General features: G+C 37.0%; 20 protein-coding genes and 1 pseudogene. 6 read left to right on the top strand and 15 right to left on the bottom strand.

Annotated elements, in window-relative coordinates:
- Positions 1-807 precede the first annotated feature (807 nt).
- A pseudogene (locus tag P4S71_RS11285) lies at positions 808-1715 on the top strand (1-aminocyclopropane-1-carboxylate deaminase/D-cysteine desulfhydrase).
- Here the strand turns inward: P4S71_RS11285 and P4S71_RS11280 are convergent.
- The 7 genes from P4S71_RS11280 to P4S71_RS11250 all read right to left on the bottom strand — a co-directional run bounded on the left by P4S71_RS11280 (position 1712) and on the right by P4S71_RS11250 (position 8696).
- Complete coding sequence (locus tag P4S71_RS11280; protein ID WP_337150678.1) at positions 1712-2341, bottom strand: EAL domain-containing protein; 630 nt, start codon at positions 2339-2341, stop codon at positions 1712-1714. The pseudogene P4S71_RS11285 and the gene P4S71_RS11280 sit on opposite strands and share 4 nt — an antisense overlap.
- On the bottom strand, positions 2308-3303 hold the full coding sequence (locus tag P4S71_RS11275; protein WP_337150677.1) for a hypothetical protein: 996 nt from the start codon (positions 3301-3303) through the stop codon (positions 2308-2310). Before P4S71_RS11275 ends, P4S71_RS11280 begins: the two co-directional genes overlap by 34 nt.
- 538 nt (positions 3304-3841) lie before the next feature.
- Entirely contained in the window at positions 3842-5149 is a 1308-nt protein-coding gene (locus P4S71_RS11270; protein ID WP_337150676.1) for an ATP-binding protein, read from the bottom strand.
- A 446-nt stretch (positions 5150-5595) separates the two neighbouring features.
- Positions 5596-6000: a hypothetical protein gene (locus tag P4S71_RS11265; RefSeq protein ID WP_337150675.1), complete on the bottom strand. Its 405-nt coding sequence runs from the start codon at positions 5998-6000 to the stop codon at positions 5596-5598.
- Positions 5936-6271: a hypothetical protein gene (locus P4S71_RS11260; protein ID WP_337150674.1), complete on the bottom strand. Its 336-nt coding sequence runs from the start codon at positions 6269-6271 to the stop codon at positions 5936-5938. The genes P4S71_RS11265 and P4S71_RS11260 overlap by 65 nt, the downstream gene beginning before the upstream one ends.
- Positions 6272-6582: 311 nt before the next feature.
- Positions 6583-7308, bottom strand: a complete 726-nt coding sequence (gene ssb, locus P4S71_RS11255) for a single-stranded DNA-binding protein (protein ID WP_007378609.1) — start codon at positions 7306-7308, stop codon at positions 6583-6585.
- Between the two features lie 20 nt (positions 7309-7328).
- Positions 7329-8696: an MFS transporter gene (locus tag P4S71_RS11250; protein ID WP_007378610.1), complete on the bottom strand. Its 1368-nt coding sequence runs from the start codon at positions 8694-8696 to the stop codon at positions 7329-7331.
- 162 nt (positions 8697-8858) lie between these two features.
- On the opposite strand from P4S71_RS11250, the gene uvrA reads away from it, so the two are divergent.
- On the top strand, positions 8859-11678 hold the full coding sequence (gene uvrA / locus P4S71_RS11245; protein WP_149602040.1) for an excinuclease ABC subunit UvrA: 2820 nt from the start codon (positions 8859-8861) through the stop codon (positions 11676-11678).
- Between the two features lie 81 nt (positions 11679-11759).
- Here the strand turns inward: uvrA and P4S71_RS11240 are convergent, their stop codons facing one another.
- Positions 11760-13904: a transcriptional regulator gene (locus P4S71_RS11240; RefSeq protein WP_337150673.1), complete on the bottom strand. Its 2145-nt coding sequence runs from the start codon at positions 13902-13904 to the stop codon at positions 11760-11762.
- 282 nt (positions 13905-14186) lie between these two features.
- Here P4S71_RS11240 and P4S71_RS11235 point away from each other — a divergent pair, with 282 nt between their 5' ends.
- Positions 14187-14552: a hypothetical protein gene (locus P4S71_RS11235; protein WP_337150672.1), complete on the top strand. Its 366-nt coding sequence runs from the start codon at positions 14187-14189 to the stop codon at positions 14550-14552.
- 36 nt (positions 14553-14588) lie between these two features.
- Positions 14589-15509: a TraB/GumN family protein gene (locus P4S71_RS11230; protein ID WP_337150671.1), complete on the top strand. Its 921-nt coding sequence runs from the start codon at positions 14589-14591 to the stop codon at positions 15507-15509.
- 114 nt (positions 15510-15623) lie between these two features.
- Here P4S71_RS11230 and trpS read toward each other — a convergent pair whose 3' ends face one another.
- The 3 genes from trpS to rpe are packed head-to-tail and all read right to left on the bottom strand — an operon-like array spanning position 15624 to position 18009.
- Positions 15624-16628 carry a tryptophan--tRNA ligase gene (gene trpS / locus P4S71_RS11225; RefSeq protein ID WP_337150670.1) on the bottom strand — a complete coding sequence of 335 codons (1005 nt, stop codon included), beginning with the start codon at positions 16626-16628 and terminating at the stop codon, positions 15624-15626.
- A 32-nt stretch (positions 16629-16660) separates the two neighbouring features.
- A complete protein-coding gene (locus P4S71_RS11220) occupies positions 16661-17326 on the bottom strand; it encodes a phosphoglycolate phosphatase (RefSeq protein ID WP_337150669.1) in 666 nt (221 codons plus the stop codon).
- Complete coding sequence (rpe, locus tag P4S71_RS11215; RefSeq protein WP_007378666.1) at positions 17326-18009, bottom strand: ribulose-phosphate 3-epimerase; 684 nt, start codon at positions 18007-18009, stop codon at positions 17326-17328. The genes P4S71_RS11220 and rpe overlap by 1 nt, the downstream gene beginning before the upstream one ends.
- Before the next feature lie 216 nt (positions 18010-18225).
- Here rpe and P4S71_RS11210 point away from each other — a divergent pair, with 216 nt between their 5' ends.
- Both P4S71_RS11210 and P4S71_RS11205 read left to right on the top strand, forming a co-directional pair.
- Positions 18226-18525 (top strand): hypothetical protein, encoded by a 300-nt coding sequence (locus P4S71_RS11210; RefSeq protein ID WP_337150668.1) that lies wholly within the window; start codon positions 18226-18228, stop codon positions 18523-18525.
- 4 nt (positions 18526-18529) lie between these two features.
- Entirely contained in the window at positions 18530-18715 is a 186-nt protein-coding gene (locus P4S71_RS11205) for a DUF2970 domain-containing protein (protein WP_337150667.1), read from the top strand.
- On the opposite strand, the gene P4S71_RS11200 is transcribed toward P4S71_RS11205, so the two are convergent.
- From P4S71_RS11200 to aroK, 4 genes are read right to left on the bottom strand one after another with little or no spacing between them, the layout of a single operon-like run.
- Positions 18693-19529 carry a Dam family site-specific DNA-(adenine-N6)-methyltransferase gene (locus tag P4S71_RS11200; protein ID WP_337150666.1) on the bottom strand — a complete coding sequence of 279 codons (837 nt, stop codon included), beginning with the start codon at positions 19527-19529 and terminating at the stop codon, positions 18693-18695. The genes P4S71_RS11205 and P4S71_RS11200 overlap by 23 nt on opposite strands.
- A 53-nt stretch (positions 19530-19582) precedes the next feature.
- Positions 19583-20881 (bottom strand): AAA family ATPase, encoded by a 1299-nt coding sequence (locus P4S71_RS11195; RefSeq protein WP_337150665.1) that lies wholly within the window; start codon positions 20879-20881, stop codon positions 19583-19585.
- Positions 20882-21952 (bottom strand): 3-dehydroquinate synthase, encoded by a 1071-nt coding sequence (gene aroB, locus P4S71_RS11190; protein ID WP_337150664.1) that lies wholly within the window; start codon positions 21950-21952, stop codon positions 20882-20884.
- Between the two features lie 26 nt (positions 21953-21978).
- A complete protein-coding gene (gene aroK / locus P4S71_RS11185) occupies positions 21979-22497 on the bottom strand; it encodes a shikimate kinase AroK (protein ID WP_006793103.1) in 519 nt (172 codons plus the stop codon).
- Positions 22498-22627: the final 130 nt, after the last annotated feature.

Genomic DNA, 22627 nt, shown 5'->3' with positions numbered 1-22627 from the left:
TTATCTGAGTTTACAACTATTCACGTGTACCACGCCAGTAAATAACCCGATCATTTCCCTTTAAGCGGCAAAATTATAAAATAGCTACAAGTTCACTTCCCGTCTTTTCAGTATTAACAAGACTTTTGTATTGCATTTAAAAATATGACTTTATAAATAACGCGACCTAACCTGAACTCTAGGTAAGGGACTTACCAGAGCCTGTTGATCTTTTAAGAATAAAACTTGTTCTATCTAGGGGCTATTTAATCGCGGCGCGAAATTTGTAACCTAGTAGGCTTAGTAACGGCTTCTGCGTTACTCTACTGATTTACATCCATGTAAGAATAAATAAAAATAAATTGCCCCAAGGACGATCCCAAAGGACAACGCAGTTGGCATTTATGCTGCTTATCGAATAATTTTATGCGCTATTTTATTATCGTTAAATAAACCCTATATACGCAGGTTGGTATAACCACACACATAGACTCTGCCTTGCCTAAAAACCAAACCTGCTGCTGAAAATTCAACCCCCGTAAGGAAAACATACCTTAAAACATAGAGCTATGATGATATTTAAATCTATTATCCAACGTTCATATACCTTTATAAAAATCACGATAAGGCTTTTAATGCTTAGTTGCCCAAGCATAAACTAAGATATTTCTACATCCATGTATTGATACGCTACATGTGTAGATAACTTGCCTATGGTGCACCTTTAAAAATACAATGTAGCACTCTAAAATAATAGATTAACCCTAAGTAGGCTGCGGATTAATCATATATTTATTATCAATGCACTAAACAAAAACAGAAGATAAAATGTCTAAGCAATTAAAAATAAAAGAAAATAATTATATTCAAAAAATAGACTCTCAGCTTCTAAAAAACAAAAATATCTCTGTGAGTATTCAACGAGATGACTTAATACACCCATTAATAAGTGGTAATAAATGGCGTAAATTAAAATATAATCTAGCCAATATGCAGAAACTTGGAAAAACTGAATTACTGACTTTCGGAGGCGCCTTTTCAAATCATATTCATGCTTGTGCTGCTGCCGGAAAAGAATTTGGTTTAACTACGCACGCAATTATACGAGGCCCTGAGCTCGACAGTAATAACCCCACACTTGAATTTGCAAAGCAATGCGGAATGAAGCTGCACGTTGTTAATCGTATTGAATACCGACGACGAAACGATGATGATTACTTAAAGTCACTTCAAGCTCGCTTTCCTAATGCCTATATACTTCCTGAAGGTGGTACTAACTCTTTTGCTCTATTGGGCTGTGCTGAGTTAGCAAAAGCCTTCCTAAGCATGACTACCTAATTTGTCCTACAGGTAGTGGCGGTACATTAGCGGGTCTAATTGAAGGCAGTGAAGAAACCACCCAAATAATAGGGGTTGCTGTATTAAAACAAGCAGATTACTTAAAAAAAGAGGTATGTAAATTAAGTAATAAAGCCGATAAGCAAAATAATTGGCAACTACTCACTGATTTTCACGATGGAGGGTATAGTAAGTTCACACCCGAACTATGGCAGTTCTGTCAAAAAATGAGTGATGAACATCAACTTCCTTTGGAGCCAATTTATAGTGGTAAAATGATGTATGCACTTTGGCAATTAATTGAAAAAGATTTTTTCCCTACAGGTAGTAAGATTATGGCGATACATACAGGAGGAATGCAAGGTTTAAACGGGTTAAGGTATAGAGGTCTGATTTAATGAAATACCGCCTGAGTGAGTTCCTCTAACGGCTCTGAAAAATAAAACCCTTGAGCCCCTGCTACCCCTAATTTTGTTAGCATTAATAGCTCTTTTTGAGTTTCAACACCCACCGCAAACACAGGTAAGTTTAATGTATTACTTATACTTATAATTGTTTTTATTTGATTTTGGTTTTGTGTTTTTTCATCCACTAGATGTACTAACTCATACGATAACTTTAACCCACACACCTCTTGGTGGTCAGCTAACTTCATTAAATTTTCACTACACTTTACATTATCGATCATAATTCGAGAGCCTCCTTTTTTCATTATTATAAATACGTCCTTTAAAGCCTCATGATGATTAAAAAACTCGACTTCACTTATTTCAAATTGTAACTTACTACTTAGTTTAAAATCATTAATTTGAACGCTAAACCAGCTCCAAAACTTTTTGTTTATCCAGCTGTCAGAACATAAATTAACACTTACGGTTAATTGCGAAGGCTCTGCTAATAGTAATTTTTTAACTTGAATTAAAACACCTTTATCTAATATTAAAGTATCTTGGCGGCTATACGTTTGATCGATAAAATAGCGAGCAGCAATCAAACCATGCTTACTGTGCCTAACTCTAAGCAATACTTCATGTTGTAAAATATCGCCACTTGAGAGTTCAAATAGAGGCTGAAAAAAAGTATAAATTTATTCTTTTTAATATTATCGATAACTTGTTTACTAGAAAGTACTCGTGTTTGGCTTTGATTTAGGGGTAATCGATGACAATGCTTTAACAAGCTACGTTGAGATAAAGCTAACGCAGCTTTTGCAAGCTGATAAACAGTTGCTTGATCGGCTCTAAGCCGATAATCACATGCACCGACTTTAATGTCTTTTCTGGTGATATTTTTTTGATAGTTTCTGCATGCTAAAAAAATACTTTTATGTAAGTGTTGTACATATCGTTCAAGTTCTGAAAAAGGAACTTCTGATAATGTAATCGCTAAGTTACCACAATTTAATAACCTTACTGAAACACCACTCAATTCAGAAAAGTTTTTCACCATTAACACTTCAAAACTGGCTTCTTTATCAATATTGTTATCAAAATGGCAATTACATTGAACCAGTACAAACAAGCTGTGACATACAGGTGCTGTTGTGTACAGCGAGCTTAATTCGAAATTTTTTAATACTTTAACAACCTGTGTATTGTGCTCTTTAACTGATGGAGTTGTGCTGGCGAGTAAGTTTTTCGAACGTGAAATATTGTTGATATGTAACGTGTTCCACCAACGATAAAACCAGCTAGCAGCTCCAAAAATAACCAAGTTAAGCAATATAAATAAATAGCTTTCTATTATCCATACAGGAGGGTGGTATAGATTTAAGCTCAGCGTTTTATAGTTAAAGACCTCTCGCTCTAACTTTATAATATGACCAAAGTGCGTAGGAGATGAATTTGGCTTAAGCATAAACCCTTCATTTTTTACGAGGGCAGCAAGTATCTTATTATTTGAAGAAGGGGCTATTTCAAGTTCAAAAACTTGTTTAACTAATAGCTGGCCTGAGTGATGTATTTTTTCATGTAATGCATCATTCAAAATAAAATTAAAACCCAAAATTATTAATGCAAGTAGGGAAAAATAGATGACTTTAAATTGATTAAAAATCCAGAACCTTTCCTTTTGCATAGCTTGCCCACTCGTTAAATTAATAACTAAAGTGTTGTTCAAGATCCCCATTAGCACAAGTCAATAAAGCAAGTTTAAATGTTCATTACTAATTTTAAAAAAGCTCTATATAAACGAGGAATTATGAATTTAAGCGATCTAAAGCAATGATTATCATTCCACTGACTCTCTATAGATCTCCTAAATAGAGCATTGATCAATAATCCCGACAGGCAAACAGTATATTTAACCTGAATCGTGACTAAATAATTTACTAACACATTGAACCATAATGTACTTAAATTTATTTTCGTTAGCCAGCTACGGCTATCATATGCTCAGCATTTATGGGCCTAATTTGATCTATTTTAATATCACAAAATAAGACATAAACACTTAATTTATATTAAATTGAAGTCAACAAAATTAAACGACTATATATATTTTTAGATTCCTTAAATCTCTTTAATTACTGTGTTTTATCGAAATAATCTGAGTTGCTTTTTAAACACTGCTCAATAATACGATACAGCTCAGATGCTTTGGTCGGCTTGGCCACATGTGCATTCATGCCAACGGATAAATAGTATGCAATATCATTTTCCATAACATTAGCTGTTAAAGCGATGATTGGAATATTGGCAATCGTTTTATCGCTGTCATTTCGTATCATTTTACTCGCTTCAATACCATCCATAATTGGCATATGGATATCCATTAATATCAAGTCGAATTGTTGAGATTTATGGGCTTGAATACATTCAAACCCATTATCGACTAAATGAATTACCACACCTTTTTTCTCCAACATTGCGGTAATAACTAATTTGTTAATCTCGTTATCTTCGGCTACTAACACCTTTAAACCAATTAAAGATGGATGATTAGCTGAATTTTTTGAATCTAAAATACTGGTTTGAATTGAATTGAAAGAATCTGCAATAACAATTTTCTTATTAACTTTTACTTTCACTGATGCAGTAAATTCACTGCCTAAATGTTGCGTACTTACGACAGAAATATCGCCTTCCATTAACTTACACAAACGTCTACTTATTGTTAAACCTAATCCTGTGCCGCCAAAGTTTCGGGTCGTAGAGCTATCTTCTTGCGTAAATGCATCAAATAAGTGAGATACGTTTTGAGGTGCGATACCAATGCCTGAATCTTTAACAATAAAGTGTATTAATATTGATTCATCATCGTTCAGTATTTGCTCTGCATGAATGCAAACAGACACCTTCCCGTGTGAAGTAAACTTTATTGCATTAGAGCATAAATTTAATAGCACTTGATTAATGCGAACAACATCTCCGACTAAATCAGGTGGAACATTTGACGCTACATTAACTATAAATTTAATGCCCTTGTCCTGAGCTTGGTTTTCAAACGTTGTTTTTATGTAATCTACAACAGCGTTAACCGAAAAAGGAAATTCTTCGAGGTTAGTATTTCCTGATTCAATTTTAGAAAAGTCTAAGATATCGTTTATCACGATTAACAATTGATCCGAAGAGTATTTAATTTTATCTAGGTACTGCCTTTGTTTTAGTGGCAATTCACTTTCAAGTAAAATATTGGTGAGGCCTATAACTCCATTCATTGGGGTTCTTATCTCATGACTCATATTAGCCAAAAACTCTGATTTAACCAAAGCTAAATGCTCCGCTTCATCTTTTGCTGTTAATAACTCTTTGGTTCGTTGCTCAACACGAAATTCTAGTTTTAATTTTTCGCTATCTAACTCTTTTAACAGCTGTACGCGTTTGCTATTCAAAATTAAAAAAACATTAAAAAACTACTTAGCGTTAATATAATAATAATTGCGCTATAAATAAGCATTTTGTTTTCTTCAAAATAGGTAGGTTCGTAATAGGAAAGCATCGACCCTTGGGGTAAACGTTGAGGATCTATTTTAAACTTTTTTAATTGTCTCCAATCATAATAGTGCGCACTGAGTTTTTCATCATCAATCGGTTTTAAGCTTTTATTTTCCTTAAAAAAATGATTGATTCTGCGATGCGATTACCAATGGTTTCGCCCGATAATAAGTACCCGCCAACAATACCAGAACCTAATAACGCATGCCAATAACTAAAAATAGGAGCTTGGTTATCACTTGTTAGTAATTTTACAAACTGAAAAGGACTTAACTGCTTCCCCTTATACTTTCGAAAAATAGGAGTAAACAATACAATGGCATCAGATGGGGCATTATTTATTTTATTTATTTATTAAGGTCTCGGTTGGCACATCAAACCATTTTTCTATCCTCAAATGAGGAAAATCATTACCAATAACCGGAAGAAGATTTTGATAAAAATTACGCCCCATGTCATTCGTCGTATCTAAAATAACAATGAGCTCTTTTGGGTTTATTAAATTAACTGCATCTTGAGTTGCCTGCTTGTAGTCTAATTTAGCATTTATTGTAACCGTATTGATACTCTCAGGTACTGTAAAATTAGCGCCTGGCTCTAGATATATTTTTGGTACATCTGGGAAAAAACCATAAAATTCAGTCAATAACGCTGCAGCTGATACCGATTGAGTAACAATGATATCAATTTTTCTGTTCTGATACTTTTGCTGTAAATACAGTTTCATCACTTTTTTGCTGTACTTCATCAAAGCGACCAACATCCATATTTTCAACAAAGAGATCAAAGTCAAAAGCTTGTCTAGTTAATTCTGCACGTAATCCAACCTCAACACTTTTCTGCCATGGCATATCTTGATTTATAGAATTAATTAATAGAACTTGCGTAGTCTCGGATGATACTTGAGCATGCAAATTAGCACTAAAAAGCTGAAAAAATAGAAATACTGTTACGATATGAGTTTTCATATTTCCCATAGCTTCATTTAAAAAAGTCTGTAGAGGATAGATTGCAATCATTTATATATCAACTAATACAAATTACATAAAATAAAATGAGCAACTGATACGATTGGCAAATACTTCTACAACAGAGAAGAAACAAAGTAGATAAGTTATTTAGCTCGCAAGAATGAGTCATATTTTAATAATATTGATATAAACATTAGCTTCAGTTACATGGCTAATTGTTTAGATAATAGTGACATAGTGTTTTATAGATACACCATGTCATTTTTACATCTTTTAAAAAAACCCAGTTTTTACACTGGGTTTCGTTTAACACTTTAATTAAAAGCGATTTATATTTACACTTTTAGATTATACGTAAGCTAGAACGGAATATCGTCATCAAAGTCAATGGTTGGTTCCATTGGGTTTGATGCGCCACCTTGCGGAGCACTTTGTGGTTTAGGAGCGAAACCACCTTGTTGCTGCGGTGCACTATTTTGTTGTGGTGCAAAGCCGCCTTGCGGTTGTTGGTATTGATTATTTTGTTGTGGTGCTGGCGCTGACTGAGGTTGCGCTGCAGGTGCTGCTTGCTGTTGTGGAGCATAACCACCTTGTTGCTGGTTATTTTGGCCTTGATTATTTTGGCCGTAACCACCACTTTGTTGAGCACTTTGCGCTTGATTACCTTGGTAACCACCACCTTGTTGTCCACCTTGCGGCTGATTACCTTGGTAACCACCACTTTGTTGATCGCCACCACGTGCGCCTAACATTTGCATTTGACCAGTAAAGCCATCTACAACTATTTCTGTAGTGTATTTTTCTTGGCCTTGTTGATCGGTCCACTTACGTGTTTGAAGTTTACCTTCAACATAAATTTGTGAACCTTTACGACAATATTCACCAACAATTTCAGCTAACTTGCCAAAAAATACAACACGGTGCCACTCAGTTTTATCAACCATTTGGCCAGTGTTTTTATCTTTATAGCTATCTGAAGTTGCTAAGGTAATATTTGCTACACCGTTGCCGTTAGGCATATAACGAACTTCAGGATCTTGCCCTAAATTACCAACCAAAATTACTTTGTTCACACCGCGTGCCATGGAACCATCTCCTATAAATGTTAGATTAAACCAGCTACTTTACGCGCTTGGTCTAGGTCAAATTCTTTATCATTAATCTTTAAATAGCTGCGACTTTCATCGCGAACCACAGTTGCTTCTATTACGCCTGGTAAAGCAACTAACTGAGAAGCAAGCGTTTGAGCATGCTCTTCAGAATCTAATTTGGTCATTAAACTAATAACTTTACTTTTGGGTGGGACTTGCATTTTCCACGCAATAATAAGCCATATTAACCCAACAAGTGCCGCTGCCGCAAACACAGCTTGCGTCGTTGTAGTTTGTGCTACATAGCCACCTAACATACCGCCTAAAAAGGCGCCTAAAAACTGACTAGATGAGTAGCCACCCATTGCTGAACCTTTTTGGCTTGCAGGTGCTATTCGCGATACAAGCGCAGGCATAGTGGCTTCTAAAAAGTTAAACGCCACAAAATAAAGCAGCATACACACAGCAATGCCTACTACACTATTAACCCATACCGACATTGCTAACATACTAATAGTTAACAAGGCTACTGAGCCAATAAACGCTTGTTTTTCTTTTTCTTTTTTAATGGCCACAATCATTATTGGTACCATTAATAAAAATGCTAAAAATAGCACTGGAATATACAAATACCAATGCTGGTCGGCAACCAAGCCATCTTTAATTAATTGACTCGGCAGTACCACAAAAATTGTGGTTAGCGTTAAATGCAATAACAATACACCTGCATTTAATCGTGCTAACTGGGGGTGCTTAATTAATTTTTTAATGTCACTAAAGCTTGCTAATGTATCGCCTTTGGGCGCTTTATTTACCGCCTTTGGCACTAGCATGGTCACTATAAATATACCAAAGACAGCTAAAATAGCAGTCAACCAAAATACACCCGCAATACCCCACGAAGCTGCAACAATTGGTCCAAGTAACATAGCAAAGGCAAAGCTCATTCCTATGCTCATACCAATAACGGCCATTACCTTTGGTCGTTGCTCATCGCGGCTTAAATCTGAAGCAAACGCGAGTAGCGCACTGGCTATTGCGCCCATACCTTGTAGAGCGCGGCCTACGGTAACCATTTGTATAGAGTCAGCTAATGCAGCAACTACAGAGCCAATGGCAAATACAACTAAGCCACCAACAATAACCTTTTTACGGCCAATCTTATCGGATAATCGACCCATAGGTATTTGTAATACAGCTTGCGTTAAACCATACGCACCAATGGCAAAACCAATCCAAATAGGCGAAAAACCTTCAAGCGATTGTCCATAAATAGCCAATACAGGCATCAGCATAAACAAGCCGAGCATTCTAAATGCAAACACACTCGCCAGTGATACAGCGGCGCGTTTTTCTCGTGAATTAAGTGAAGATGCGGTCATTATCTGCGTGATCTTACTCTATGAAAAATTGAGGTTGGGATTCTACCATAAGCTTGGCAATAATTAATCGCCTATAAGTAAGGATTTTTCATTGATCAAGGATTAATATTGCTTCGTATTATGCGATACTGAGTAAATAATTTTGGTAATAAACGAGATAGCATGGAAAACATTGAAGTCCGAGGCGCCCGCACGCACAATTTAAAAGACATCAGCCTAACCATCCCACGTGATAAATTAATAGTTATTACTGGCCTATCTGGTTCGGGGAAGTCATCACTTGCATTTGATACACTTTATGCAGAAGGGCAGCGCCGGTATGTTGAATCACTCTCTGCGTATGCAAGACAATTTTTATCGCTTATGGAAAAGCCTGATGTAGATCACATTGAAGGCCTCTCTCCTGCCATTTCTATTGAGCAAAAGTCAACGTCTCATAACCCGCGTTCAACCGTAGGTACTATTACCGAAATTTACGATTACTTACGACTCATGTTTGCCCGCGTTGGCGAACCACGATGTCCTACACATGATTTACCACTTGCTGCGCAAACAGTGAGCCAAATGGTAGATACTGTTTTGGCTCTACCTGAGGGCAGTAAATTAATGCTGCTTGCGCCAATAGTAAAAGAGCGTAAAGGTGAGCATGTTAAGTTATTAGAACAGCTATCTAGCCAAGGTTATATTCGCGCCCGTATAGACGGTGAAGTATGTGACTTGTCTGATCCTCCAACGCTTGAGCTTCATAAAAAACATACAATAGAAGTTGTTGTAGACAGATTTAAAGTAAAAGATGGCTTACAACAACGCTTAGCAGAATCGTTCGAAACTGCACTTGAAATGTCTAATGGCGTTGCACATGTAGCATATATGGATGATAGCAGCGCTGAAGAGATTCTATTTTCAGCAAATTTTGCCTGCCCTACTTGTGGTTATGCAATGACTGAACTTGAGCCGCGTTTGTTTTCGTTTAATAACCCAGCTGGTGCGTGTCAAACCTGTGATGGTTTAGGTATACGTCAATATTTTGATCCTAATCGCGTAGTGCATAACCCGGAATTAAGCCTTGCTGGCGGTGCAATTAAAGGATGGGATAAACGCAGCTTTTATTACTATCAAATGCTGCAAGCGGTTGCGGATCATTACAATTTTGATTTAGACGTGCCTTATCAAGATTTAGACAGCGACTCGAAAAAAATTATTTTAGATGGCTCTGGTAGCACTAAAATTGCGTTTAATTACCGTAACGACCGTGGCGATTTAATTACGCGTAACCATGAGTTTGAAGGCGTTTTAAATAACATGAATCGCCGCTACCGCGAGACCGAGTCAAACTCTGTACGCGAAGAACTTGCTAAATACCAAACAAGCCAAGCGTGTCCTAGCTGTCATGGCTCGCGCTTACGCGAAGAGTCTCGAAATGTATTTATTGGACAAACCAACTTACCTGCAATCACATGCATGAGTATTGGTGAAGCCATGGAATTTTTTGAAGGTTTAGAGTTAACCGGACAAAAAGGCCAAATAGCTGAAAAAATATTAAAAGAAATTCGCGACCGTTTATCGTTTTTAATTAACGTTGGCCTAAATTACTTATCACTTGAGCGCAGCGCCGATACATTATCAGGTGGTGAGGCTCAACGTATCCGCTTAGCCAGTCAAATTGGTGCCGGTCTTGTAGGTGTAATGTACGTACTAGATGAGCCATCAATTGGGCTACATCAACGCGATAACGACCGCTTACTACAAACACTAATCCATTTACGCGACTTAGGTAACACCGTTATTGTGGTAGAGCACGATGAAGATGCTATTCGTGCTGCTGATCATATTATTGATATTGGTCCAGGTGCGGGTGTTCATGGTGGGCATATTATTGCACAAGGTACACGCGATGATATTTTAGCAAGCAAAGAGTCTGTTACGGGCCAATTTTTATCAGGCGTACGTAAAATAGAAATACCAAAAGAACGTCACCCAACGAACGACAAATGGCTAGAGCTATTTGGCGCAACGGGTAATAACCTTAAAAATGTGGATTTAAAAATCCCATTTGGTTTAATGACCTGTGTGACAGGTGTATCGGGCTCAGGGAAATCAACGCTAATAAACGACACTTTATTTAAACTTGCTCATACAGAGCTAAATGGCGCAACCACTGCCGAAGCGGCACCGTATAAATCAATTAGCGGTTTAGATCATTTTGATAAAGTGATTGATATTGATCAAAGTCCGATTGGTCGTACTCCTCGTTCAAATCCGGCAACCTACACAGGTATATTTACCGGCATTCGTGAGTTATTTGCAGGTACACAAGAAGCGCGCTCACGTGGCTACAAAGTAGGTCGCTTTAGCTTTAACGTTAAAGGCGGACGCTGTGAAGCGTGCCAAGGTGACGGCTTAATTAAAGTTGAAATGCACTTTTTACCTGATGTGTATGTACCGTGTGATGTGTGTAAGAGCAAACGCTATAACCGTGAAACGCTCGAAGTACAATACAAAGGTAAAAACATACACCAAGTACTTGAGATGACTGTTGAAGACGCGCATGAGTATTTCGACAAAATACCGGCTATTGCCCGCAAGCTTAAAACCCTAATGGACGTTGGTTTATCGTATGTCCGCTTAGGTCAAGCCGCTACCACGCTTTCAGGTGGTGAAGCGCAACGTGTAAAACTAGCACGCGAGCTATCAAAGCGTGATACCGGTAAAACACTCTACATATTAGATGAGCCAACAACAGGCTTACACTTTGCTGATATTGAGCAGCTGCTTGTTGTACTTCATCGCTTGCGCGACCACGGAAATACAATTGTGGTTATTGAGCACAACCTCGATGTAATTAAAACAGCAGATTGGGTTATCGATTTAGGACCTGAAGGCGGAGCTGGCGGCGGTGAAATACTCATTGCAGGCACGCCTGAAGAAGTAGCCGAATGTGAGCGTTCACATACTGGGCATTACTTAAAGCCATTGCTTTAATACCAATAAAAAACACCAAGTAGTTTAACTACTTGGTGTTTTTTATATTTAGCTCCCGACTGTTAGTCCTTGATAAACTTTTTATTCATCCCAACTAATTTGTATAATTTGCATATCTTTGTATTTAGCACCCGTGAATAAAATTTCGTTATCTGAACTCACTTCAAAACCAATAGGTCGAAAGTCCACGTGTATATCTTGTATAGTTTGATCGTGTAAATTTAGTCTAGCGACTCTAGAAATAGAATCTGAATAATAGAAATAGTCTTTGCTAACTCCATATGCAACTGACTTTTTGGCGTTTTTAGGTAATTCCCAGCTTTGCCTATCTGAAAGGCGAATTAACTGATTATCATTGGTTACGTACCCGTTACCTTTACTATCTGAAATGAGTTTATTAGCTTTTATACCTTCAATTACACGTGTATCACGTGTTACTAAATTAAATTCTGCCAATATATTTTTTGAACCAAGTCGCTTAACATAAATAATGCTGTCGTTATTTTTTGACCAAATATAGCTTACTATTTTATGCTTATTAAATTCTTCAAATGGATAAAATTTTTGAGCGTTTACGTCATAAAGTGAAAAGCCTTTATTTTTCATGAATATCATGCGTTGCTTATTAGGAGAGGATCTTAGTCCTCCTAATACAAAAGTTGATGAGCCATCATCGTAATTAAAAAAGCTAAGTTGCTTTGTAAGACCATTTTGAGAGAGCCACAATTGACTGCTGCCAGAACGCTCTGATACAAAAACATGTGCTGTCCCTTCCTTATTAATTATTTCAGCAATGTTGTACTCGTCTTTATCACTTTTATAAAGTGCTTCATACTCAGGATTATCACCAAAAGGGTCTGTAGCTTTAATCAGCGAGTATGCCTGTGTCATATTTTCCGAGTAAAATAGGCTGTTATCAGAGTGAACTGCAATATAATAAGGTGAAATTGCTGGGGTAACCGTTAGTGTGCGTTTAATAATATTATTTTCATCAAACACAATGGTTGAAAGCTCAGAGTCTTCAAAAACAATCACGCCTTTATCGTCTGCAAGCCAGTCAAACGCGAAGCTAATTATGCTTTTCTTTGCTTTAAATAACCGCTTGGTTTCATGAGTCTCAAAGTTGTAGCTAAATACAGAAAAAGGCTTACCCTTTTGACTAAGTACATATGCTATTTTACTACCAGAATGAGATAAACGAGGCATGATTACGCCATACATGACGCCTGGTGGTGGGATCACTATGAATTCTTTTTTAAGTTCTAAATCATATTTATATAAACCTGAACCCTCATGCTCATTTTTATATTCGGTGTAATAAATATGCTCACCACTTTCGTCTACTTGCGCATAACCTGTGTATCTAAGGTCGCACTTTTTAATTAAAGTAGCCTCTCCTATAACAGGAAACTGGCTTAAATCAACGAGAACCATTTCACACTTTTGCTGCTTTAAGTTGGTCGCTTGTAACAACACAGAGTGCTGATTTAACTGCCACGATAAAATAGATACTTGAAAGCCAGGATAGGTAATTTCAACTTCCCTTTGATCAGATAGTCGCTTTACAAATGCATGCATTATGTCATTTTCAGGTTCAACATTTGTATAAGCTAAATATTGTTTATCTGAGGACATCTCAGGGTGAACCTCACTGCCTATATTCCACGTGCTTGCTACCTTATTAACCGTGATCTGTTTAATCTTTTCGCTAGAAGGTGCATTAATAAAAAACAACCCAAACCATACTAAAAAGCACAGGCAAATAATGACGAGTAAAGAATAAATCAAAAACTTTTTACTATTCTTTCTTTGAACTGGTTGAGAAGTAGTTGCAGTAGCTATCTCTTCATTTTTGGCAGAAATACCCGGTGAGTCAGGCAAAATGTTTGCAGACTCTTTGGAAACGTTTGCTTGCGTTAAACGCTCAGGTATTACTGTTAGGCTATATCCTTTACGGTAATGCGTTTTTAAAAGCGGCGCTTTTTCAATTGGGTGGGCAAGCTGCTTTCTTAACTCTGAGATTGCACGGTTAATCGCATTATCATCAACAAAGCTCTGTTGCCACACACTCTCAATAAGCTCTTGGCGGGAAACAATTTGTTGAGGCTTGTCTATAAAGTGAAGTAATAGCTTTACTAAGAGTGGCTCTAATTCCCTTTCTAAATGGTTTGAAGTAATCACACAGCGATTACTAATAAATTGCCAAGGTCCGATTTGATAATTCATAGTCTTTACGTATTTTTATTTTTATAAACCGTATCACATCTACACTTTCTTTTATAGAAAAAGCATTTTAAACCTTATATTAGCATTATAAGGTTTAAGGCTAACCCTCTAAATTAAAACAATTATTTAATTTAAAAACCTTATCTATTAATTGCTCATAACTAGATAAGCGACTCTCAATAAATTCAGCGATATTCTTTAAACCGTCATCAACAAGCAGCTTAGTAAAAAATCATTTGTGATTCTAAATTGGCTGCAATTAAAAATATAAAAGGTTTAATTATGAATAACACAATGAAAAAAGTACTACCGGCTTTACTACTAGCAACTGCTTTTAATACAACTTCAGTTATTGCAGCTGACACTAAACAACACACCGTTCAAAGTAATTTTAATCAATGCATAATTGGTGAAAGCGTAGAGGCGATTAACCCAGTTAATAAAAAGCAGCAAGAAACAAACAACATAGACGCCACTGAGTTTTTAAAAAGTAATATTGATACGCAAACGTTACTTTCTTTAATGGATGAAAAAATATCAGCTGAGCTTGACTCTTCAATGAGCAAAATAAACACGCAAATTGATAAAGGCCTTTCAAAGGTAACATCGTCAATCACTGCATATTTCAGTAATGTGTTATCGAACTAAAAACAATAAAATTAAAGGTTATATTAAGGAATTATCATGAAAAAATTCACAAAAAAATTAGTATCTGCCAGCGTATTACTTAGTTGTAGCTTTTTAGCAAATACAGCACAGGCTCAAAGCTCTGTATGGCAAGTAAGTAATGGCAATGACTCACTATTTATTGGCGGTACAGTTCACATACTACCTAAAGCTGAAATGCCACTGCCCGCTGAGTTTAACCATGCTTATGAACAAGCAGATACAATTATTTTAGAAGCACCGTTACCTGACCCAGCCGACACCAATGCACAAATGCAAATGTTAGGCGCGCTATCGTATAAAAATAACGAAACGTTAAGTCAAAAGCTAGAACCCCAGATTAAAGCTTCACTTGAAAATAAGCTTAGCGAGTTTGGCGCTAACCTAGCTAAGTTAGATGGTTATCGCCCTGCTATGGTTAGTATTGTTTTAATGTCGATGGAGCTTCAAAAACAAAATATAATGGGTGAAGGGGTTGATGCTTACTTTACTAAAAAAGCGACTGAAGATAACAAAACAAAAAATTACTTAGAAACAATGGAATTTCAGTTAGAGCTTTTTAAAGCAATGGGTCAAGGCAACGAAAACGATTTCATTAAACGTAACTTAGCCGAGCTTCACAACTATAGCGATATGTTTAAAGGGCTTTTAGCTGCATGGCGCAAAGGTGATACAGACACCCTAAATAAAGTGGCACTTGAAGATATGCAGAAAAATGATCCGAATAGCTATAAACAGCTTATTACAGATAGAAATAATGATTGGTTACCAAAAGTAGAAGCCATGTTTAATAACGATAAAAATGAGTTTGTACTCGTTGGAGTTGCCCATCTTGCAGGACAAGATAGTTTACTTACCTTACTTGAAAACAAAGGCTATAGCGTTTCTTTAGTCAGTGTTGATAGCACAGCAGATATAACAGTAAGAAGAGCTGAGTAATGGATAAAACAGACAAACTAGCGATATCGCTGCTGTTTCTATTTGGCTCTATCATGTTGATATGTGCTATATAAAAAATGCCGCTAACAAGCGGCATTTTTTATTTTAATAAACTTACCCGCGCGGAATAAAACCAAGTGCATCGTAAACTGATTTAAGTGTTTTCTCAGCACGTACGCTGGCTTTTTCAGCACCTGATTTCATTATGCCATCAAGTAGATTTTGATCATCTCTGATCTCTTTAAAGCGTGCTTGAATAGGCTCAATCATATTTACAACTGCATCTGCTGTATCTTTTTTCAAGTGGCCATACATTTTATCTTCATATTCAGGAACTAGGTCTTCAATTGAGCGCTTAGTTGCAACACTCAATAAAGTAAGCAAGTTTGATACGCCAGGCTTTTCTGTGCGATCAAAATAAATACGTGCTTGTTCATCTGAATCAGTTACTGCTTTTTTAAGCTTTTTCACAATTTGCTTAGGCTCATCTAATAACATGATGTAACCATTTGGGTTTTCGTCAGACTTAGACATTTTTTTAAGTGGGTCTTGCAAGCTCATTACGCGTGCACCAAACTCAGGAATGTACGGCTCTGGTAATTTAAATACGTCGCCGTATAAATTATTAAAGCGTGTGGCTATATCGCGAGTCAGCTCTAAGTGTTGCTTTTGATCATCCCCTACTGGTACTTGATCAGCTTGGTATAATAAAATATCCGCAGCTTGCAATACTGGATATGAAAATAAGCCCACGTTTACGTTATTTGCGTGCTTAGATGACTTGTCTTTAAACTGAGTCATTCGATTAAGCTCACCCATTTGCGCGTAACAATTTAATACCCACGCTAATTGTGCGTGCTCAGGTACTTGCGATTGTACAAATAACGCAGACTTTTCAGGATCAATGCCACATGCCGCGTAAAGAGCAATACCATCTAACACTCGAGAGCGCAGTAATTCAGGCTCTTGGCGAACCGTAATAGCGTGTAAGTCTACTAACATAAAGAAACTTTCGTGGTCTTCCTGTAACTTTAGCCACTGGTTAATAGCGCCAACATAGTTGCCTATTGTCATACCACCGGTTGGCTGAATGCCGCTTAAAACTACTGGTTTACTCATGATTTTCCTTTATTTTGCTTAATGAATAATATTTAACGCTGCGTTAGAACAGGTATTATATCTAAGAAGTTATCGCATAGGTACTGCGGATTATAATCCTCAAGACTTTCACCTTGGTTATAGCCATAACTAAGTGCAATTACGTCTATATTAGCGGCTTTAGCTGCAAGTATATCGCTTTTAGAATCACCTATCATTATTGCTTTATTAGGCTCCGCATTTAGTTTTTTGCAGGCAAATAGCAATGGTTCTGGCGACGGTTTTTTTGCCATGTCGTCACCGCATACAATCACATCAAAATGACTCGTCAGTGCCAGTTTATCGAGTAGTTTTTCTGTAAATATTCGAGACTTATTAGTGATTAGTGCTTTTGGCATACCACGAAGTGCTGCAAGCCCAGTTTCCACGTGTTGGTACAGCACACTATACTCACCAACTTGTTGTTCATAGTGCTTATAAAACCGTGATATTGCTTTATCACTAAGTGACTCGTCTAAATGTTCACTCACTTGCATATCGCCACTCAAAGCACGCTTAACGAGTACTTCTATGCCATTACCTACCCAGCTTTCAACTAAGCGTTGGCTAACGATAGGAAAAGCGAGGTCACTCAAGGTTAGGTTAATTGCAATATACAAGTCGTAAACGCTATCAACCAAAGTACCATCTAAATCAAATAAGGCGACGTCGTACTTCATTATTTTACACTTCCAAGCTGCTCACGCATTTGATCAATCACCACTTTGTAATCAGGTTGGTTGAAAATAGCGGAGCCTGCCACAAACATATCTGCACCCGCTCGAGCCGCTGCTGCAATATTATCGACTTTAATACCGCCATCTACCTCTAAGCGAATATCACGACCCGATGCAACTATACGTTGCTTAGCTTGTCGTAGCTTTTCAAGCGTATGAGGGATAAAACTTTGTCCGCCAAACCCAGGGTTTACCGACATTAGTAAAATGGTATCTAGCTTATCAATAACATGATCTAAGTAACTTAGACTCGTTGCAGGGTTAAACACTAAGCCTGCTTTACAGCCATGATCTTTAATTAACTGTATTGTACGATCAACGTGTTCACTGGCTTCTGGATGAAAAGTAATAATTGATGCGCCAGCCTCTGCAAACAGTGGAATAAGACTATCTACAGGTTTAACCATTAAATGCACATCGATAGGTGCTGTTATACCGTAATCTCTGAGTGCTTTACACACCATTGGGCCAATTGTGAGATTAGGTACATAGTGATTATCCATCACATCAAAATGAACCACGTCAGCACCCGCATCGAGTACTTTATCAACATCTTCGCCTAGTTTTGCAAAATCAGCAGACAAAATAGAAGGGGCAATTAAATATTTTTGCTCTGGGTTAAACATGATTAACTCCATCAATAAATAGTATATTTCGTTAATGTAACTTAATTAATGAAGTTACCCAAGAACGGATAAAAGATAATGATGGATCCCTAAAATTAAAAAGAATAGTTAAGTTATTATTTTTAATAATTATTCACTATTATCTTAAATATTTAAGTTTGTTATTTAACCAACCTTTGGTATGATTAAAAAAGTAACAAATAATTAGGCCTACATATGCGAGCTTTTAAAACAGGGATATTAATTGCATCGGCATTATTGTTTATTGGGGCGTTTAGTTTCTCTCCAAATTCTGAGCCGGAAGTTAGCTCAGTAAATAATTGCCATTATCAAAATCTATCTGTGGTTTCTAAAAATACTGCAGAAGTGTGTATTAAGATAGAAGAGGATTCGTCTTGGGTTTCGTGGATTACTGGTGATAGTAGAAGTGCGCAATTTCATTATTTAGATTTATTAGAACTACTTACCAGCTCAGATGATTCGAAAAAAGCGCCATCTTTAAAACCTCTATTTTAATATAATGCTGCAACTTTTTAGCGCGTTACAAAGTGTGCTAGCAGCATTTTTTGGCGTTCAATCAGAAAGTAAACGCAATTCAGACTTCAAAAAACACTCTCCATATTCAATAATTATAATTGCGATTGTGCTTTTTATAGTTTTTGTATTTTCGATTTACGCGATTGTTACTTTAGTGGTAAATACATAGCCATTAACTCATCTACTTTATTACGAGAACCGCCTTTAGGGCTAATAGTCCGCTTTACTTGAATTTGATCCAATGATGCCTGGCTATAAATCTTTCGTGTCCATACTGTATCGTGGTTAGATATAAGTACTGGTGTATTATTTTCAAATGCTGCCCGCTCTGCCAAATTAGCTAAGTTAGCCTGATCATCTAAATTAAAGCCACCCTTTGCATAAGAGGTGAATGATGCAGTTTTACTTAAGGGTACATATGGCGGGTCGCAATAGATAACTGCATTCTCAGGTACCAATTTAAATACATCATCGTAATCTAAACAGGTGAAAGTTGCTTGCTGAGCTTTCGCGGCAAAAAAATACATTTCTTTTTCAGGAAAATAAGGCTTTTTATATTTACCGAAAGGCACATTAAAAATACCTTTTAAGTTGTATCTACACAACCCGTTATAACCATAGCGGTTCATGTACAAAAATAACATTGATCGCTCATATACATCGCGGCTTTGATTAAACTGTACACGATACTCATAGTAAGCGTCAGGATGGTTATTCAAATCAACAAATAGCTTTTTTGCATCACTAATAAACTCATCTGGTGAATTTCTTAGTTCTTTGTATAAGTTTATTAAATCTGCATTTATATCATTAAGAATATAATGTTTAAAATTACTATTTAAAAACACCGATCCAGCACCAACAAAAGGTTCAACCAAAGTGTCTGCTTGCTTGCTTGCTTGGTTTAGTCGCGCGTTAATATCATCAACGAGGCTGTATTTTCCGCCAGCCCATTTAAGGAAGGCTCTACTCTTTTGCTGCATTGGCTCTTTACTTCAATCTGGTGTTACGCGATTTTACACTAAAGCGATTTAATTTACTGATCAACTAGTGCTATTTCTTGTTTTATTTTGCTAATTTTTTTATAAAAAGGTTTATTTTTTAAAATGTCAGAAGGCAATGTTTTCATTGCCAATTTTGCATCCTCTAAACTCGCAAAATTACCAAACGTAACTACCCACCAAATTTTGTTGTTTCTTTTAGTTTGATAAGTATAGGCCTCACCTTCCAGTTCATATTTAGTCATAAACTCAATACTAATTTGCTGCTGTGTTACGGCTAATAACTGAATTACAATGTGGTGAGTAGGCTGTTGTAAGTACCAATTCTTTTCAACATCTGATTGTTCATTCTTCACTTGCGGTTTAGGTGGCTCTTCAGCTATTTTTATATTTGTAGCTAACCGTTCCGTTTCTACGCTCGCTTTTTTTAAGCTTTGCATAATTGCGGGCACATCATTCTGGTGCTCTTTAAGCTTCGTCTCGTTTATTACATCTGGAAGTATTTGGGGGATAGGCGCTTCATTAGGAGACATGAGTTGATTACTTACTTCACTCACTGGAATGGCTAACGTTAGCAACTCAGGTTGCTCCTGCTGATGATATTGCTGCCACCATTGCGTCATATTTGATTTATACAATAAACCTATAATTAAGAACATTATTATCAACAGTAAAGTTAATAAGTGTAATCGCCACGATACTTTATCTTTGACTGTAAAATCTGCCACATGTTCAGTGGGTTGCCATGCCAACAATAAGCTAGGATTCCCTCGAGCTTCAGACAAAAAAGTCTGGAAAACAGGATCCTCGTCATAAGGAAGAGCAGTGAAGTACCAACTCATAAGCTGCTTACTTTCTCGTAGACTTAAAGGCTCTAAATAAATTTCAACAACATCATTAAAAAACAGTTTTGATTGTGAAGCGACCATAATATACAAGGTACTTGGACTCATTTTAGCCAATGACTCAAGCTCAATGAGTATTTCTTCTGAGAGATGTCTACCACCGTCAAGCACCCACAAACAAGGCCCACATGTTTGCTGTTGAAGCAATTGATAATAGTTTTCAGATAAGCTTAAGTTATGATCCACCAAAGGAGCATTAAAGCTTTGTTCTAATAACTGACTCATAAGCTGAGTATCAGTCATTTTTCCTGTTACTTGTACAAAAGCTTTATTGAAGTCATTATATTTATCGGTAATGAAGGTTTCGAGCATATAACTTTTACCTAGCCCTGATGTGCCAAGTAAAACGATAAGGTTTTGCCCGTATTCAAATTGCAACGCGATTCTATCCACCAAAGCCGCACGGCTTGGTAAAATTTGTGACTGCATTTATTGCTCGATTAAGGCTCGAACTTGGTCGTCAGATACATCATCAACTAATGCGCATTGACCAAATTGGGTTGGTAAAACAAACCGAATTGTACCTTTTTTATTCTTTTTGTCTTTACGCATATGCGTTAAAAACTGCTCGCTTGTCATTTCTGTAGGTATTTTAGTTGGTAAGTTATATTGCGTAATAACATCAATAATACGTGCCACTTCATCAGCACTCAAGTCTTTGCGTGTATGAGCAAGTTGTGCGGCAAGCACCATTCCTGTTGCAACAGCTTCACCATGTAGCCAAATACCGTAACCCATCTGCGCTTCAATCGCATGGGCAAATGTATGACCCAGATTCAAAAGTGCCCTAAGGCCTTGCTCTTTTTCATCTTGAGCAACAATTAAAGCTTTAATTTCACAACATCTAAAAATAATATGCTGTAAACACGCTTCATTTAATTGCTGTAAGTCTTTTACGTTTTTTTCTAAATAACTAAATAATTCAGTATCATAAATCAATCCATATTTTATAACCTCAGCCATACCGGCAGCAAACTCTCTTGCTGGTAGCGTATGCAAAGATTTGGTATCAATAAAAACCGCTTGTGGCTGATAAAATGCCCCAATCATATTTTTACCTAAAGGATGATTTACAGCTGTTTTACCACCAACTGATGAGTCTACTTGCGATAACAATGTGGTTGGTATTTGAATAAATGGCACACCGCGTTGGTAACATGCAGCTACAAACCCAGTTAAGTCACCTATAACACCACCACCTAATGCAATTAAGCACGTATCACGACCGCAGTTATTTTGGAGTAAAAAAGCAGATATTTTTTCAAACCATTCTAGTGATTTGTATTGCTCACCGTCAGGTATGACAAAAGAGAGTGGTTTTAGCTCAGCTAACGAATCAAGTAGTCCTTGTAGATATAAAGGTGCAACTGTGTCATTAGTAATGATGATAGGCCGACAATCACCAATGTAGTGAATTAGGCGGCCATTATCTTGAAGTGCAGATTGACCAATATATATAGGATAACTTCGCTCGTCCAAATTAACAGTTAATTCAAGCATGCTCAGTCTTCCTTTATTATTGGTTTTTAAAAATCTAATTTCTCGATGATTTGGTTAGCAACAACTTTAGCGCTTTGCTCATCAGTGCGTACAACAAAATCAGCCACTTCTTTATATAACGGTTCGCGTTCTTCTGCTAAGCGCTCTAGTACATCACGAGGTGCTTCTTCAGTTTGCAGCAATGGGCGACGCTTGTCGCGTTGTGTGCGTGCAACTTGCTTTTCTATAGGTGTCTCTAGGTATACTACTATACCGCGAGCAGAAAGCTTGTTTCGGACTTCTTTACTCATTACTGAACCACCACCAGTTGCAAGTACAATACCTTGCATCTCAGTTAAGTCGCCAATAACAGATTCTTCACGAAGTCTAAAGCCTTCTTCACCTTCAAGATCAAACACCCAGGCAATATCTGCACCGGTACGGCGTTCGATTTCTTGATCAGAATCAACAAATTCAAGGTGTAATTGATCGGCAATGTGACGACCAATTGTGCTTTTTCCAGCCCCCATGGGGCCAATTAGAAATATATTACGTTTCTCAGCCATATCTTTTAGTACAAACGAACTCTAAAATTTGAAATAAAACCCCGCCTAACGACCTGGCCCCAAAATTAAGGAGGGGATTATCTCAGTAATTGCTGGGGTATTTCAAGTCAATTAGAATAAAAAGCCATAT

Origin of the sequence: Pseudoalteromonas sp. B62, from assembly GCF_037162565.1 — a bacterium.
In the GTDB taxonomy this organism is placed as follows: Bacteria; Pseudomonadota; Gammaproteobacteria; order Enterobacterales; family Alteromonadaceae; genus Pseudoalteromonas; species Pseudoalteromonas fuliginea.
Note: the sequence above shows the minus strand (reverse complement) of the source record. Positions and strands in the feature narration are given on the sequence as shown.